Source organism: Streptomyces sp. NPDC047971, assembly GCF_040653355.1.
GTDB lineage: Bacteria > Actinomycetota > Actinomycetes > Streptomycetales > Streptomycetaceae > Streptomyces.
Genome location: NZ_JBEZNW010000017.1, coordinates 61164 through 76517, shown reverse-complemented (window position 1 = coordinate 76517; position 15354 = coordinate 61164). Strand labels below are relative to the sequence as shown.

The 15354-nt window shown below is 72.2% G+C and carries 15 protein-coding genes; 8 read left to right on the top strand and 7 right to left on the bottom strand.

The window, feature by feature from the left end; all coding sequences use genetic code 11:
* Positions 1-164 precede the first annotated feature (164 nt).
* Entirely contained in the window at positions 165-524 is a 360-nt protein-coding gene (locus AB0D99_RS18145; RefSeq protein WP_362362421.1) for an SsgA family sporulation/cell division regulator, read from the bottom strand.
* A gap of 133 nt (positions 525-657) precedes the next feature.
* Here AB0D99_RS18145 and AB0D99_RS18140 point away from each other — a divergent pair, with 133 nt between their 5' ends.
* From AB0D99_RS18140 to AB0D99_RS18125, 4 genes are all read left to right on the top strand, one after another.
* Positions 658-1686 (top strand): energy-coupling factor ABC transporter permease, encoded by a 1029-nt coding sequence (locus AB0D99_RS18140; RefSeq protein WP_362362418.1) that lies wholly within the window; start codon positions 658-660, stop codon positions 1684-1686.
* 1 nt (position 1687) lies between these two features.
* Positions 1688-2449: a cobalt ECF transporter T component CbiQ gene (gene cbiQ, locus AB0D99_RS18135; RefSeq protein WP_362362415.1), complete on the top strand. Its 762-nt coding sequence runs from the start codon at positions 1688-1690 to the stop codon at positions 2447-2449.
* Positions 2446-3192 carry an ABC transporter ATP-binding protein gene (locus tag AB0D99_RS18130; protein WP_362362412.1) on the top strand — a complete coding sequence of 249 codons (747 nt, stop codon included), beginning with the start codon at positions 2446-2448 and terminating at the stop codon, positions 3190-3192. Before cbiQ ends, AB0D99_RS18130 begins: the two co-directional genes overlap by 4 nt.
* 89 nt (positions 3193-3281) lie before the next feature.
* Entirely contained in the window at positions 3282-4445 is a 1164-nt protein-coding gene (locus AB0D99_RS18125) for a serine hydrolase domain-containing protein (RefSeq protein WP_362362409.1), read from the top strand.
* A 69-nt stretch (positions 4446-4514) separates the two neighbouring features.
* On the opposite strand, the gene AB0D99_RS18120 is transcribed toward AB0D99_RS18125, so the two are convergent.
* From AB0D99_RS18120 to AB0D99_RS18095, 6 genes are all read right to left on the bottom strand, one after another.
* Positions 4515-5366: a DMT family transporter gene (locus AB0D99_RS18120; RefSeq protein ID WP_362362406.1), complete on the bottom strand. Its 852-nt coding sequence runs from the start codon at positions 5364-5366 to the stop codon at positions 4515-4517.
* Positions 5363-5851, bottom strand: a complete 489-nt coding sequence (locus AB0D99_RS18115; RefSeq protein ID WP_362362403.1) for a YbaK/EbsC family protein — start codon at positions 5849-5851, stop codon at positions 5363-5365. The genes AB0D99_RS18120 and AB0D99_RS18115 overlap by 4 nt, the downstream gene beginning before the upstream one ends.
* Before the next feature lie 318 nt (positions 5852-6169).
* Positions 6170-7798 (bottom strand): penicillin-binding transpeptidase domain-containing protein, encoded by a 1629-nt coding sequence (locus tag AB0D99_RS18110; RefSeq protein WP_362362400.1) that lies wholly within the window; start codon positions 7796-7798, stop codon positions 6170-6172.
* A 431-nt stretch (positions 7799-8229) separates the two neighbouring features.
* On the bottom strand, positions 8230-8868 hold the full coding sequence (locus AB0D99_RS18105) for a hypothetical protein (RefSeq protein ID WP_362362397.1): 639 nt from the start codon (positions 8866-8868) through the stop codon (positions 8230-8232).
* Positions 8869-9151: 283 nt separating this feature from the next.
* Positions 9152-9619 (bottom strand): hypothetical protein, encoded by a 468-nt coding sequence (locus AB0D99_RS18100; RefSeq protein WP_362362394.1) that lies wholly within the window; start codon positions 9617-9619, stop codon positions 9152-9154.
* A 30-nt stretch (positions 9620-9649) separates the two neighbouring features.
* Entirely contained in the window at positions 9650-11392 is a 1743-nt protein-coding gene (locus tag AB0D99_RS18095) for a phospholipid carrier-dependent glycosyltransferase (RefSeq protein ID WP_362362391.1), read from the bottom strand.
* 52 nt (positions 11393-11444) lie between these two features.
* On the opposite strand from AB0D99_RS18095, the gene rsmI reads away from it, so the two are divergent.
* The 4 genes from rsmI (at position 11445) to AB0D99_RS18075 (ending at position 15335) form a co-directional block, all read left to right on the top strand.
* Entirely contained in the window at positions 11445-12332 is an 888-nt protein-coding gene (rsmI, locus tag AB0D99_RS18090) for a 16S rRNA (cytidine(1402)-2'-O)-methyltransferase (protein WP_362362388.1), read from the top strand.
* A 140-nt stretch (positions 12333-12472) separates the two neighbouring features.
* Positions 12473-12949, top strand: a complete 477-nt coding sequence (locus AB0D99_RS18085) for a hypothetical protein (RefSeq protein ID WP_362362385.1) — start codon at positions 12473-12475, stop codon at positions 12947-12949.
* Positions 12950-13046: 97 nt separating this feature from the next.
* Positions 13047-13916 (top strand): TatD family hydrolase, encoded by an 870-nt coding sequence (locus AB0D99_RS18080; RefSeq protein ID WP_362362382.1) that lies wholly within the window; start codon positions 13047-13049, stop codon positions 13914-13916.
* A gap of 72 nt (positions 13917-13988) precedes the next feature.
* The gene (locus AB0D99_RS18075; RefSeq protein ID WP_362362379.1) at positions 13989-15335 is read left to right on the top strand and encodes a ubiquitin-like domain-containing protein; all 1347 of its coding nucleotides are present in this window, start codon (positions 13989-13991) and stop codon (positions 15333-15335) included.
* Positions 15336-15354 lie beyond the last annotated feature (19 nt).

The following is a 15354-nucleotide window of genomic DNA, read 5'->3' as shown; positions in this document are numbered from 1 at the left end:
CCTGCAGGTTCGTCCCGGGCGGCGGTGTCGCCGCGGCGGGTGCGGCCTGCGCCGACGCCCCGGACGCCGACGCGCAGGACAGGGCCAGGAGGGCAGCGCCGAGCGCCCCCCACAGTCTTTTCCTCAAGTGGATCCCCCATGATCGTCAGGATGACGACGGCACTCTACGGGGCGATCGGCGCGGTGACGGCGTAGGTGTGCTTGAGGAAGCGCAACAGGGCCGTGGTGTCGAACTGGACGACCGCGACACCGTCCGGCGTGTGGAACTCCACGACCGTCTGCACCCGGCCGCAGGGCCAGACGCGGATGTCGCCGCCCCGCGTCGGGGCGCGCATCCCGGTCTCCAGGAGGGTGCGCGGGAAGGACCACTCGATGTTGCCGGGGAAGACGAAGCGTACGGTGGCGGGACTCGCCTCGGGATCGAAGCGCAGGGCGACGGGGACGGGGCGAGAGAGCGGGGCGTCGGTGATGATCCGTCCCTTGGCGTGATCCACGACTGCTCGGTCTTCCGTGGTGGGGGACATCGAGTCACTCCTCACACTCGTCCTATTTACCCCCTAATGTCGCATATTTTGGGGCGCATGCGTGGCGAGCGCTGCCTTTCTGTGATCTGGGCGCTCTTGCAAGTACTTTGCAGGAACACTCATCATTCGGGACGTGCATGTACCTGACGGATTCATCAACGCCCCCGTATCCGCCGTCGCCGGTGTCGTCGCCGTCGGCGCCGTCGCCGTCAGCCTCCGCGGTGCCCGGCGGGAGCTGGACGAGCGGGCCGCGCCGCTCGCCGGACTCGTCGCCGCCTTCATCTTCGCCGTGCAGATGCTGAACTTCCCGGTCGCCGCCGGGACCAGTGGACATCTGCTCGGCGGCGCGCTCGCCGCGATCCTCGTCGGGCCGTACACCGGCGTCCTCTGTATCGCCGTCGTCCTGCTCATGCAGGGCGTGCTCTTCGCGGACGGCGGACTCACCGCGCTCGGTGTGAACATCACCGTCATGGGCGTCGTCGCGGTCGTCGTCGCCTACGCCCTCTTCCGCGGACTCGTCCTCGTCCTGCCCCGCACGCGCCGCTCGGTGACCGTCGCCTCCTTCGTCGCCGCGCTCGTCTCCGTGCCCGCCGCGGCCGCCGCCTTCACCCTCGTCTACGCCGTCGGCGGCACCACCGACGTGCCGTTCGGCAAGGTGCTCACCGCGATGGTCGGCGTCCACACGCTCATCGGCGTCGGCGAGGCCGTCATCACCATGCTGACCGTCGGCGCGGTCATCGCCGTCCGCCCCGACCTGGTGTACGGCGCCCGCGGCCTGAGCGCCCCGCTCAAGCTGCGCGTGAACGGCGAACTGGTCGACGCCGAGCCGGCCAGCCCGGCCGCCGACCCCGGCTCGCCCAAGAAGGTCTGGATCGGAGGTGTGGTCGCCGCCCTCGTCCTCGCCGGTGTCGTCTCCTTCTACGCCTCCGCCAGCCCCGACGGCCTGGAGAAGGTCGCCGCCGACAAGGGCATCGACAAGAACGTCGAGGAGCACGCCACGGCCGACTCCCCGCTCGCCGACTACGGCGTCAAGGGCATCGAGGCGGCCCGCCTCTCCGGCGGCCTCGCGGGCGTCATCGGCGTGGGCGCCACCCTCGCCCTCGGCACCGGCGCGTTCTGGCTCGTCCGCCGCCGTCGCGCCGACTCGGGGGCTCAGGTCTGACATGGGAGCGGGGCACGCGCACAAGCTGTACCGGCAAGGGGACTCGCCGGTGCACGCGCTGCCCCCGCACACCAAGCTCCTCGCCGTCCTCGCCTTCGTCGTGGTCGTGGTCTGCACGCCCCGCGAGGCGGTCTGGGCCTTCGCCGGCTACGCCGTCCTGCTCGCTGTCGTGGCGGCGCTGGCCCGGATCCCGGCGGGGTACCTGCTGCGGCGGCTGCTGATCGAGATCCCCTTCGTGGCCTTCGCGTTCCTGATGCCGTTCGTGGTCCCCGGCGAGCAGACGGAGATCCTCGGGATCTCCCTCTCCGTCCCCGGCCTGTGGGGCGCCTGGAACGTCCTCGCCAAGGGCACCCTCGGCGTCGCCGCCTCCGTCCTGCTCGCCTCCACCACCGAACTGCGGGCGCTGCTCCTCGGCATGCAGCGGCTGAGGCTGCCGCCCCTGCTCGTGCAGATCGCCTCCTTCATGATCCGGTACGGCGATGTGATCACCGACGAGATGCGCCGGATGTCCGTCGCCCGCCGGTCGCGCGGATTCGAGGCGAAGGGGGTCCGCCACTGGGGGGTCCTCGCCACGTCCGCGGGCGCGCTCTTCATCCGCTCGTACGAGCGCGGCGAGCGCGTCCACCTCGCGATGATCAGCCGCGGGTACACCGGAACCATGCCGGTCGTCGACGAGGTCACGGCCACCAGGACCCAGTGGACGCGCGCCGCCGCCCTCCCGCTCACCGCACTGCTGATCTGCCTGCTCGGATGGACGCTATGAACGCAGCCCCCTCGCTCGAAGTCCGCGGCCTCGCCTACGCCTACCCCGACGGCCACCAGGCCCTCTTCGGCGTCGACCTGAGCGTCGGGCGCGGCGAGCGGGTCGCCCTGCTCGGGCCCAACGGCGCCGGCAAGACCACGCTCGTCCTCCACCTCAACGGCATCCTCACCGGTGGCGCCGGCACCGTCCGCGTCGCCGGAACGCCCGTCGAGAAGCGGAACCTGGCCGAGATCCGGCGCCGGGTCGGGATCGTCTTCCAGGACCCCGACGACCAGCTGTTCATGCCGACCGTCCGGGAGGACGTCGCCTTCGGCCCCGCCGCGGCCGGGCTGCGCGGCGCCGAGCTGGAGGCCGTCGTCCACCGCGCGCTGGAACGCGTCGGCATGGCCGAGTACGCGGACCGGCCGCCGCACCACCTGTCGTTCGGGCAGCGCCGGCGCGTGGCGGTGGCGACCGTCCTCGCGATGGAGCCCGAGATCCTCGTCCTGGACGAGCCCTCGTCCAACCTGGACCCCGCCTCGCGCCGCGAGCTCGCGGACGTCCTGCGCTCCCTGGACGTCACCGTCCTCATGGTCACCCACGACCTGCCGTACGCCCTGGAGCTCTGCCCGCGCTCGGTGATCCTGAGCGAGGGCGTCATCGCCGGGGACGGACCCACGGCCGACATCCTCGCCGACGGGGAGCTGATGGCGCGCCACCGTCTCGAGCTGCCGTTCGGCTTCTCCCCCCGCCCGGTCGCCTGACCGTTCCCCACCCCGGAATCGGGGCTCCCGGTCCGGCGTTGCACCATGGGGGCGCGAGGATCCGGTAGGAGCGAGAAGGAGTGTGGGACGTGGACGTCCGGGGCACGGTGGCGGCGGGATTCGAGCCGGTCAGGGACGCGTTCCTGCGCAACTTCGACGACCGCGGCGAGCGGGGCGCGGCGCTCGCCGTCTACCGCGACGGCGTGAAGGTCGTCGACCTGTGGGGCGGCACGAAGGACGTCGACGGGGACGCCCCGTGGGCCGTGGACACCGCGCAGGTCGTCCGCTCGGCGACCAAGGGTGTCGCCGCGGCCGTCCCCCTGCTGCTGCACCAGCGCGGACAGCTCGACCTGGACGCGCCCGTCGGCACCTACTGGCCGGAGTTCAAGGCGGCCGGCAAGGACCGGGTGAGCGTGCGGCAGTTGCTCGCGCACCGGGCCGGGCTGCCGGTCCTCGACCGGCCCCTGACCCTCGCCGAGGCCACCGACCCGGCGAGGGCCCAGGCCGCGATCGCCGCGCAGGCCCCCGCCTGGGAGCCGGGCACGGCACACGGCTACCACGCCCACACCTTCAGCTGGCTGATCGGCGGCCTGGTCCACCGGGTCACCGGCCGCACCATCGGCCGCTGGGTCGCCGAGGAGATCGCCCGCCCTCTCGGCCTCGACCTCTGGATAGGTCTGCCGCCCGAGGAGGCCGCGCGGGTCGGCCGCCTCGGTCCCGTGGAGGAGCGGGAACCCGCGGACAGCGGCGCCCTGAAGCTGCGCCCCAAGCGCTCGGTCACCGAGGCGTACCGCGACCCCGACTCCCTCACCCGGCGTGCCTTCGGCGCCATCGACCCCCAGCCCGACGAGAACGACCCGGCGTACCGCGCGGCCGAACTGCCGGGCTCGGCCGGTGTCTCCACCGCCCGCGCGCTGGCCCGCTTCTACGCCGCCACCCTCGGCCCGGTCGACGGCGGCCCCCGCCTCTTCGCCCCGGCGACCCTGACCCTCGCCCGCACCGAGGAGTCCGCGGGCCCCGACCGCGTCCTGATGGTCGGCACCCGCTTCGGCCTCGGCCACATGCTCCACGGCCCGGCCTCCCCCCTCCTCGGCCCCAGCTCCTTCGGCCACCCCGGCCGAGGCGGCTCCCTGGGCTTCGCGGACCCCGAATCGGGCGTCGCCCTCGGCTACGTGACGAACGGCATGCGCAAGACGGTCACGGCGGACCCCCGGGCCCAGGCCCTGGTGCGAGCCGTGCGGTCGGTGCTCTGACCGTCGCGCCGGGCCGGGGCGTTCCCCCCGGATCCTGCCGGGGGCGCGGCGCCCCCGGGGCCGGCCCGGTCAACTCGTGTGCAGCATCAGACCGATGCCCACCACCATCAGACCGGCCGCGGCCACCCGCGGCCCCCCGAACCGCTCCTTGAAGAAGAGCGTTCCTATCGCCGCGCCCACGATGATCGAGGACTCCCGCAGGGCCGCGATCGGGGCCAGGGCCGCCTTCGTCTGGGCCCACAGCACCAGCCCGTACGCGGAGATCGAGAGCGCCGCCCCGAGCAGCCCGCGGACCGCGTGCGGCCGGAGCTGGGGCAGGAGCGCGGACCGGCGGGCCCACAGGGCGTACGCCGGGATGACCACGCCCTGCAGGAGCATCAGCCAGGCGATGTAGCCGAGCGGGGTGCCCGAGGCGCGTACGCCGACGCCGTCGACGACCGTGTAGCCCGCGATGGCCAGGCCCGTCGCCCCGGCCGCGAGCAGCGCGGGCCAGTCGGGGCGGCGGCCCGAGCCGCGGACTCCCCACAGGGCCAGGCCCGTCAGACCGGCGCACGCGAACGCCACGCCGGTGAGCTGCCAGCCGTCCGGTATCTCGTCGACGAAGACGGCCGCGAGGAGGGTCACGGCCAGCGGGGCGGTACCCCGCGCGATCGGGTACATCTGCCCGAAGTCGCCGAGCGTGAACGACCGCATGAGCAGGGACATGTAGCCGATGTGCAGCACGGCCGACGCGATCAGATACGGCCACGCCCCGGCCGCCGGCAGCGGGAGGAAGAAGGCCGCGACGCCCCCGATCAGCGCCCCTCCGCCGGAGATCAGCGTGAAGGAGAGCAACTGGTCCCGGATCGTGTGGGCGAGCGCGTTCCAGGCGGCGTGGGTCACGGCGGCGAACAGCACCGCCGCCGCCACCAGCGGCGTCACTTGGCCCGCTCGCGGACGTCCACGAGCGCGCCGCCCGCGTGGCCGATCAGCGACGTGGGGTCGAGCGCGAACACCGTGTGCGGGGTGCCGGCCGCCGCCCACACCACGTCGTGGTCGAGGAGCCCGCGGTCGGCCAGGACCCGGGTCCGGGTGCGGTGCCCGAACGGCGGGACGCCCCCGATCGCGTACCCCGTGGTCTCCCGTACGACCCTCGCGTCGGCCCGCGTCACGGCCTCGGCCCCCAGCTCCTCGCGCACCCGCTCCACGTCGACCCGCGAGGAACCGTCCATCAGGACCAGCACCGGGACCCCGTCCGCCGCGAAGATCAGCGACTTGACGATCTCGGAGACCTCGCAGCCGATGGCCTCGGCGGCCTGCGCGGCGGTGCGGGTCTCGTCCGGGAAGCGACGGATCTCGACATCGAGGCCGAGCGCGTGGAGCGCCGCGGCGAACTGGGGGTGGGCGTGGGATTCGGGAGAGGTCATGGCCCGCACGCTAGCGGTAGGTGTACTGGCCATGCGAATGGATACCGGGGGCCGGACGTCCGGGCCCCCGGCGGCGGCCCCTCGAAGCCTCCCGCTCGGACCCTCCCGCTCGGATCTCCCGCGAGCGGCCCCGACCCCTCGGACCCTCCCAGGAGCGGCCCCGGCCCCTCCGGCCTCGACCCCGCGGACCCTCCCACGGGTGGCCCTGGCCCTCCGGCCTCGACCCCTCGGGCCCTCCGGGCTCCGGCCCTCCGGGCTCCGGCCCTCCGGGCTCCGGCCCTCCGGGCTCCGCCCGAGGGGCCGGGGCCGATCCGGGGCTCAGCCCGCCCGCAGCACGCTCGCGACCACCGGGCCCGCCGCGTCACCGCCGTGCCCGCCCTCCTGCACGACGGCCGCGGCGGCCAGGTCGTCGGAGTAGCCGGTGAACCAGCTGTTCGAGGTGGACTGGCCGTCGACCTCCGACGAGCCCGTCTTCGCGCCCTTGACCCCGCCGACCGACGCCATCGCCCGCGCCGCGGTGCCCTCGCCGACCGTCGCCGCCTTCATCATCGCGCGCAGCTGGCGGGCCACGGAGTCCGGCAGCGAACGCGAGGCCTCGGCGAAGGTCCGGTCGTCCACCTTCCTGGACACCAGGAAGGGCTGCTTGAACGTCCCGTACTTCGCGGTGGCGGTGATCGAGGCGATGTTGAGCACGTTCATCTGCACCGTGCCCTGCCCGATGTACTGCGCCGCCGCCACGCCCTGCGTCGCCTCGGGGACGGCACCGTCGAAGGAGACGATGCCCGTCTTCCACTCCAGGCCGATCCCGAAGACGTCCTGGGCCTCCTTGCCGAGCGCGGAGTCGTCGTCGACGTCGTCGATCAGCTTGATGAAGGCGGTGTTGCAGGACTTGGCGAAGCTCCGCGAGAAGGGCACGTCGCCCAGGGCGAAGCCGTCGAGGTTGTGGAAGGAGGTGCCGTAGTACATGACGTCCTTCGGGCACGGGGCGGACCCGTTCGCCGTGACGAGGCCCTTCTCCAGGAGCATCGCCGCCGTGACGATCTTCAGGGTCGAACCGGGCGCCTGCTTGCCCTCGAAGGCCGTGTTGAAGCCCGCGGACGGGCTGTTGGCGACCGCCCGCACCTCGCCCGTCGACGGCTTGATCGCCACGACCGACGCCTGCCCGTACTTCTTCACCGACCGCTCGGCCGCCGCTTGGACGGTCGCGTCGATGGTCGTCTCCAGCCGCCCGGGCTTGCCCGGGACGTGCGTCACCAGGGTGGTGTCGGGCACGCCCTCGGTGTCGGACTGGATGAAGGTCTCGACACCGGGCGTGCCGCCGGCCGTCGTCCCGTACTTGTCGCGCAGCTGGTCCAGGATCGGCCCGAGCGAGGGGTACTTCTCCTTGGTCAGCTCGACGCCCTTGCGGTCCACCGCCTTGACGGCGCCCGTCTTCGCCGCGCCGGTGCGCAGGCTCGAGTCCGCGGTCAGCTTCGGGTGGATGACGCCGGGCTTCCACTCGACCAGCGGCCGCCCGGTGGTCATCCCGCGCACCACGGTCAGTTCCGAGGTGTACGTCCAGGGCTTCGACTGCCCCTCGTACGTCACGGTGGCGTTCACCGTGAACGGCACCGTCGTGCCGACCGCCTTGCCCGGGGTGATCTCTGCCTTGGAGACCTTCGCCCCCTCGCGGTAGTTCAGCACGGCGGGCCCGGCCTCGACGGGGTTGTTGGTCGCCTGCGCGGCGCGGTCGGACTCACCCGCGGCCCAGGCGGCCAGGAACTCCTTCGCGGCGCTCTCGACCTCGTCCCCCGTGACGGGCCCGGATCTCTTCTCCGAGGCCCCCTGGGTGCCCACGCCCGAACCGTCGTTGATCCCGCCGGCCAGGGTGTAGCCCCCGTACAGAACCCCACCCGCGACGACGACGAAGACGCCCCCGACGATGGCCACTTTCGCTCCACTGCGCACGACCGCGCTCCCCTCCCCAGGCGATCATGGCAGCCTAGGTGACAGGTGTGACGGGGGTGACGGTTGTTACCGGAACGGGACCCCACGAGCCTCCCGGTTCGGTGACGTCCACACGGACCCGCACCTCACGGGCATTCAGCATGACCGAACAGATGGGCAATTCCGTCGGCGAATGCCTCCTCTCCTGCGCGGACCAGCAGTCGTACAGATCCACCCGGTTGACCACTCCCGCATGGAACCTCGCTCAGACCGGACACGCCCTGGAGGGCGCTCGCCCCCCCCCGCGAGAGGGCGCGGCCATCGCCGAGGCCGAGTGCTTGAGCCGGCCGTGAACCGCCTGAAGCAATCCCGGGCTGTTGCCACTCGCCAACAAACGCGGCTACGTCTTCCGCGGCACCGCGACAGCCCTCGCGATCTGGCTCCGGGCCTGGTCAGGGCCAGTCCTCGGTGATGGGGTACAAGTGGGCGTAGGGATCGGGCTCGCCTGTACAAGGATCCAGTCCGGCCCTGAGCCGTCGGTGTTGCTCTCGCCAGCTGACGAATGTGTCTGTCCGCTTCCAGAGCGACTCATCGCCGAGAGGGCAGGAGTCGAATTGGCCCAGCATCATACGGGTGATGAACTGGACCATGTTGCAGTCGAACAGGGCCCACGGCGACTCACCCCACAGGTGGTGTCGGCGCCAGGCTATGACAGGCCACGTGTCAGGATCCGGGTCGTTCATGAGCCAAGCCATCTCGTTGGCGTTCATTCCGGAACCCCAGGGCAGGACAGCATCGGCACCCAGCGTCACGCCTGGCACTCCCGTGTCGTACTCCCACAGCTCGCGCAGGCCGTCCGTCTGGGCCCCGATGTGACACCCTTCCCACCCACGCACGTCACTCGGGAGTGGGGGCAGAATGACGAGCTCCCCGATATCGCCCACGCCGTACGTGTCCAGCAGAGCCTTGTAGTCGCTGGGCAACCTGGCGCCCAGCCCAAGCTCGGCCGCAGCCCAGTCGATCTGCTCGCCGCCCGCGAAGTCTGCCGGCACAAGGTCGAGCAGGACGGCGACGTCGGGATGAATGCCCATGGTGAAGCCCCCTGAGGTCAGTGGTCGGCAACCTTAGTTCTGTGGGCTGACACCGTTGCCCCGGGCAGTAGGGGCGGGACTCGTCCGGCCGGTCCCGGCGGCCACCGCCGGTCGCTCACGGGGCCACAGGGCCAGGTTCCGCCACTGGTCCGTCGGAATCGACGTGCCCGTGTGGATCGGCCGTAGATGAAGCCTCGCGGGTCAAGGCCCGTACGGCCCTGGCCGGCGGCGGAGCTGCCGATCAGGGCCGTACGGCGGCTGCTGGGCCGTCCCTGGGCCGTGATCACGTCCCTGGCTGCGCCGTCGGCTCATGCCATCTCACCCAGACGTCGAGCCCGTCCACGCGGTAGCGGGCCCCGTCGTCGAGGCGCCATTCGGCCCGCAGCAGCTTTGCGTCGGAGGGTGCGTGCCGTCGGGAGGAGAGCAATGCCGTCAGCTCGTCGTACCGAGCGTCGACGCCTCCGATCCCCGGGTGCTGTGCGCCGCTCGCTGTCCCCTGCTCGAAGCGGTTGTGCCAGTCGACGAAGATGGCCCACTGTTCCCGCTCCAGCGCGACCGACGCCGCGTCCGCCGGCCATACGAAGTAGTTCTCCGGGGCCACGGAGAAGTCGACGTCGTGACGCTGGAAGTAGTGGGGGACCCCGATGATGTCGACCAGCCCGGCGGCCAGGCCGTCGTACCAGTCCAACTCGACGTAGACGCGGTCGAATCCGTCTGCCGTCAGCTGCCGCACATCCCATTCCTCAGCCACGGGCGCCGCCCTCCTGATGCCCCCGCCCTGCTAAACCCACGTGTCCAGCCACATCCGGTTCCGCCACTGGTCCATAGGAATCGACGTTCCCGTGTAGATCGGCCAGAAATAGATGAAATTCCAGACGATGAGAAGGACGAGAACTCCCGCCCCCACGGCCCCGAAGGTCCGGCGCCTTTCCGAAGAGCCCGGTGGGCCGATCATCGCGCCGATCATCATCGTCACCGCGAGACACAGGAACGGCACGAACACCACCGCGTAGAAAAGGAAGATGGTGCGTTCCTGATAGAGGAACCACGGCAGCCAGCCCGCCGCGATTCCGCACGCGATCGCGCCGGCCCGCCAGTCCCGGCGGAAGGCCCAGCGCCACAGGACGTACAGGATCGCGAAGCAGGCCGCCCACCACAGCAGCGGTGTGCCGAGGGCCAGGACCTCCTGGGCGCACTTCTCCGTCGCGTTCGCGGGGCAGCCCGCCGTCCCCGGTGACGGGGACTCGTAGAAGTACGAGACGGGACGGCCCAGGACGATCCAGCTCCACGGGTTCGACTCGTACGTGTGCGGCGAGTTCAGACCCACGTGGAACTTGTAGACCTCGGTCTCGTAGTGCCACAGGCTGCGCAGCCAGTCCGGCAGGAACGCCCAGGTCCCGCCGCCGTTCAGCTTGTCCTGCTCCGCCGCCCAGTTGCGGAAGTACCCCTTGTCCGTGACGATCCAGCCGGTCCACGTCACCAGGTACGTGACGAGCGCCACCGGCACCACCGAGACGAACGCCGGGACCGTGTCCCGCCGCAGCACCGCGGCGTACGGCCGGACCGCGCCCGCCGTGCGCCGGGCGCCCACGTCCCACAGGACCGTCAGCAGCCCGAAGGCCACCATCACGTACAGGCCGTTCCATTTCGTCGCCGCCGCGAGCCCCAGCATCACCCCCGCCGCGAGCCGCCACGGACGCCAGCCGAGCCGCAGGGTCTCCGCCACGTCGACGTCCGGGCGCAGGACCCCCTCCTCGTCCACCGGCAGCGACCCCGCCAGCCTCCGCCGCGACCGGTCGCGGTCGACGACCAGACAGCCGAAGGCGGCGAGCACGAAGAACATCAGCACCAGGTCGAGCAGGGCCGTACGGCTCATCACGAAGTGCAGACCGTCCACCGCGAGCAGCAGGCCGGCCAGACACCCCAGGAACGTCGAGCGGAACAGCCGCCGTCCGATCCGGCACAGCATCAGCACCGAGAGGGTGCCGAGCAGCGCCACCATGAACCGCCAGCCGAACGGGGTGAAGTCGAAGATCTTCTCACCCAGGCCGATGACCCATTTGCCCATCGGCGGGTGGACCACGTAACCGGGCTCGGTGGGGATCGCGACCGCGTTCGGGTCGGCGAGGATCGACTTGTCGATGTCCTTCGGCCACGCCCCCTCGTAGCCCTGGTTGATCAGGGCCCAGGAGTCCTTGGCGTAGTACGTCTCGTCGAATATCACCGCGTTCGGCTTGCCCAGGTTCCAGAACCGCAGCAGTCCCGCCAGCAGCGCCACCAGCAGCGGACCGCCCCAGGCGGCGAGCCGCCAGATCGTGTCCGCGGCGCCGGGAGCGATCCCCATCAGCGACCACAGCCGCTGCGACGGGCGTGTGTACGACGGCACGAGCCGCTCCCGCAGCCCCGGCCCTGCGGCCCTCGAAGCGGGCGGCGTGTAGCCGAAGCGCCGCAGACGCTGCTGCCACGACGGGGGCTCTTCCACGGCGTGCTGACCCTGCAGGGTCTCGGGTGCGGTACTGGTCACCGCGCCATCGTAGGGAACGTGCCTGTGCGAGTCGCCTGTCCGGGCTGGGAGGATGACCCATGTGACAGGAACGCTGGTACTTGCAGGGACACCCATCGGGGACATCGGCGACGCGCCGCCGCGGCTCGCGGCCGAACTGGAGACCGCGGACATCGTCGCGGCGGAGGACACCCGGCGGCTGCGCGGCCTGACCCGCGCCCTCGGCGTGCACACCTCCGGCCGGATCGTGTCCTACTTCGAGGGTAACGAGTCCGCCCGTACGCCCGAACTGGTCGAGGCGCTCGCCGGCGGCGCGCGGGTGCTGCTCGTCACCGACGCCGGGATGCCGTCCGTCTCCGACCCGGGCTACCGGCTCGTCGCCGCCGCCGTCGAGCAGGACATCAAGGTCACCGCCGTCCCCGGGCCCTCCGCCGTGCTGACCGCGCTGGCCCTGTCCGGGCTGCCCGTGGACCGCTTCTGCTTCGAGGGCTTCCTGCCGAGGAAGGCCGGCGAGCGGCTCGGCCGGCTGCGCGAGGTCGAGAACGAGCGCAGGACCCTCGTCTACTTCGAGGCCCCGCACCGGCTCGACGACACCCTCGCCGCGATGGCCGAGGTCTTCGGCGCCGAGCGCAGGGCCGCCGTCTGCCGCGAGCTCACCAAGACGTACGAGGAGGTCAAGCGCGGCGGGCTCGCCGACCTCGCCGCGTGGGCGAAGGACGGCGTACGGGGCGAGATCACCGTCGTCGTCGAGGGCGCCCCGGAGGCCGCCCCCGCCGAACTGGACGCCGAGGAACTGGTGCGCAGGGTGCGGGTGCGCGAGGAGGCGGGGGAGCGGCGCAAGGAGGCGATCGCCGCGGTCGCGGCCGAGGCGGGCCTTCCCAAGCGCGAGGTGTTCGATGCCGTCGTCGCGGCAAAGAACGCGGCTGCGACGGGCCCCGGAAAAGGTAAAGAGCTATCGTGAAAGGCAAAGCGAAACCCGTGCGGCGGGCCTCCTGAGGGCCTGAGAGCAAGGGAACGCAAAAAGGCGTTCCATTGTTCGCCCGGCGCTGATGCGCTCCGGCCCCAAAAGGCGTCCACTGGGATCAGTGGAGAGGAGCTGGCATGAGTGAGATCACCGGCACCGGCATACCCGTCGCCCACGAGGCGTACGCCTTCGCGTGCATGAGGTGCGGGTACGGCTGGGAGCAGGCGTACGACATCGAGCACCACGTCGACGCGGCCGGCCAGGAATTCATCGTCTACAAGGCCGGCGGCGAACGGGTCCCCTCGCCGCTGTCCAGCCCGACCTGCATGAACTGCGGCGGCCATGTCGTCCGCATCATGCGTGCGGGCCAGGTTTCCTCGGTCCTGGACTCGTGGGAACAGGCCTACCATCCGCGCGCGGCCGGTGCCGCCGAACCGACGGGGGCGAAGCGGCCGGTCACGCCCGCCGGCCCGATCGGCCTGGCCGGGCCGATCGGACAGGACCTCGAACGGGGCGAGGCACCCGAGGGGGAGGCTCCCGGCCCGGTGTACGTCAAGGAATCCCGCAGGCGCCATCTGTCGGCCCTGTTCCACCGCAAGCCCCCGGCTTCGTAGCTCCGGCTCCGGATCCACCGACGGTCACCCGGCCCGCGGGCCGGGTGACCCGCAGGCCACCGCGAGTGAACTCATGGCCCCTCGTACGATCGGGGTCATGAGTTCCAAGGACGCCCCGCCGCCGCTGCCCGAGCCCCTCCTCGTGCCGGTGGCGGACTCGCACACCCACCTGGACATGCAGTCCGGCACCGTCGAGGAGGCCCTCACCAAGGCCGCCGCCGTCGGCGTCACCACCGTCGTCCAGGTCGGCTGCGACCTCAAGGGCTCCCAGTGGGCCGCCGAGACCGCCGCGGCCCACGAGAACGTGCACGCCGCCGTCGCCCTCCACCCCAACGAGGCCCCCCGGATCGTGCTCGGCGACCCGGACGGCTGGTCCCGACAGGGCGCCAGGGAGGCCGGAGGGGACGCGGCCCTGGACGAGGCCCTCGCCGAGATCGACCGGCTGGCCGCCCTGCCGTACGTCCGCGCCGTCGGCGAGACCGGCCTCGACCACTTCCGTACCGGTCCCGAGGGCATGGCCGCCCAGGAGCGCTCCTTCCGCGCCCACATCGAGATCGCCAAGCGGCACGGCAAGGCGCTCGTCATCCACGACCGCGAGGCCCACGCCGACGTCCTGCGCGTCCTGGACGAGGAGGGCGCGCCGGAGCGGACCGTCTTCCACTGCTACTCCGGCGACGCGGAGATGGCCGAGATCTGCGCCGCGAAGGGCTACTACATGTCCTTCGCCGGCAACATGACCTTCAAGAACGCGCAGCCGTTGCGCGACGCCCTCGCCGTCGCCCCGCTGGGCCTCGTCCTCGTCGAGACGGACGCCCCCTTCCTCACCCCCGCGCCGTATCGCGGACGGCCGAACGCGCCGTACCTGATCCCGGTCACCGTCCGGGCGATGGCGGCCGTGCGCGGGATCGCGGAGGAGGAGCTCTGCGAGGCGATCGCCGTGAACACGGCCACCGCCTTCGATTACTGATGCATAACGGTTACGTGTCGTAGCCGAGTGGTTTTGGAGAGTGATCGCCGCCGGGGCTAGGGTCCCGGCCTCGTGAGCACTTCCCAGGGCAGTCACCGAGCCGGACGACGGGCGGTGGACCTGTCCGTCCACGAGCAGCCCACCCAGGCCGCCCCGCTCGTGGACCTGTCCGTCCACGAGCAGCCCACCCAGGTCGCCCCGCTCGTCCTCCCGGGCCAGATCCCCGGCCGGCCCGCCGACCAGGCCGCCGGACAGGTCCCCGGACGGGCGGCGGGCCGCGCCGGGGCACGGCGCGCGGCCCGCCGCCGCAAGGCCAGGCCCGGCCCCGCCGAGGGGCTGCGGCGCATCGTCCCGCAGGCCCTCGTCGTCGCCTTCCTCGCCGGCGGCACCAGCGCCTTCGTCGCCAACGACAAGGCGATCCGGCTCTCCGTCGACGGTGTACCGCGCACCCTGCACACCTTCGCCGACGACGTCGAGGAACTCCTCGCCGACGAGGGCCTGGTCGTCGGCTCCCACGACATCGTCGCCCCGGGGCCCGGCGAGGACCTGGCCAGCGGCGACGAGGTCGTGGTGCGCTACGGCCGGCCCGTCGCCCTCACCCTCGACGGGCAGCGCCGCCAGGTGTGGACCACGGCCAGGACCGTCGACGGAGCCCTGCGCCAGCTCGGCGTCCGCGCCGAGGGCGCCTACCTCTCGGTCTCCCGCTCCGCCCCCATCTCCCGCGGGGGCCTCGCCCTCGACGTCCGCACCGAGCGGACCGTCACCCTCCTCGCCGACGGCCGCGCGCGGACCCTGCGCACCAACGCGGCCACCGTCCGCGAGGCCGTCGAGGAGGCAGGCATCGCCCTCTCCGGCCAGGACACCACCTCCGTACCGCCCAGCTCCTTCCCGCGCGACGGCCAGACGATCACCGTCATGCGGATCACCGGCACCAAGGAGGTCCGCGAGGAGCCGATCCCCTACGCCGTCGAGAGGACCCGGGACCCCGACCTCTTCGCGGGCACGGAGGTCGTCGAACAGCAGGGGGTGCGCGGCGTGCGCCGCGTCACCTACGCCCTGCGGACCGTCAACGGCGTCAGGCAGAAGCCGAAGAGGATCGGCGAGGAGATCGTGCGCGAGCCCGTCACCCGCAAGGTGAAGGTCGGCACCCGGCCGCTGCCCTCGTCGGTGACCGGCGCGGACGGCCTCGACTGGGGCGCACTCGCGGCCTGCGAGTCCGGCGGCCGGCCGAACGCGGTCGACCCCTCGGGGACGTACGGCGGGCTCTACCAGTTCGACCCCGGCACCTGGCGGTCGCTCGGCGGCAGCGGGACCGCCCAGAACGCGCCCGCCTCGGAGCAGACCTACCGGGCGAAGAAGCTCTACGTGCAGCGCGGCGCGAGTCCGTGGCCGCACTGCGGGCGAAGGCTCTACCGGTGAGCCCTCACGACCTCGCTAG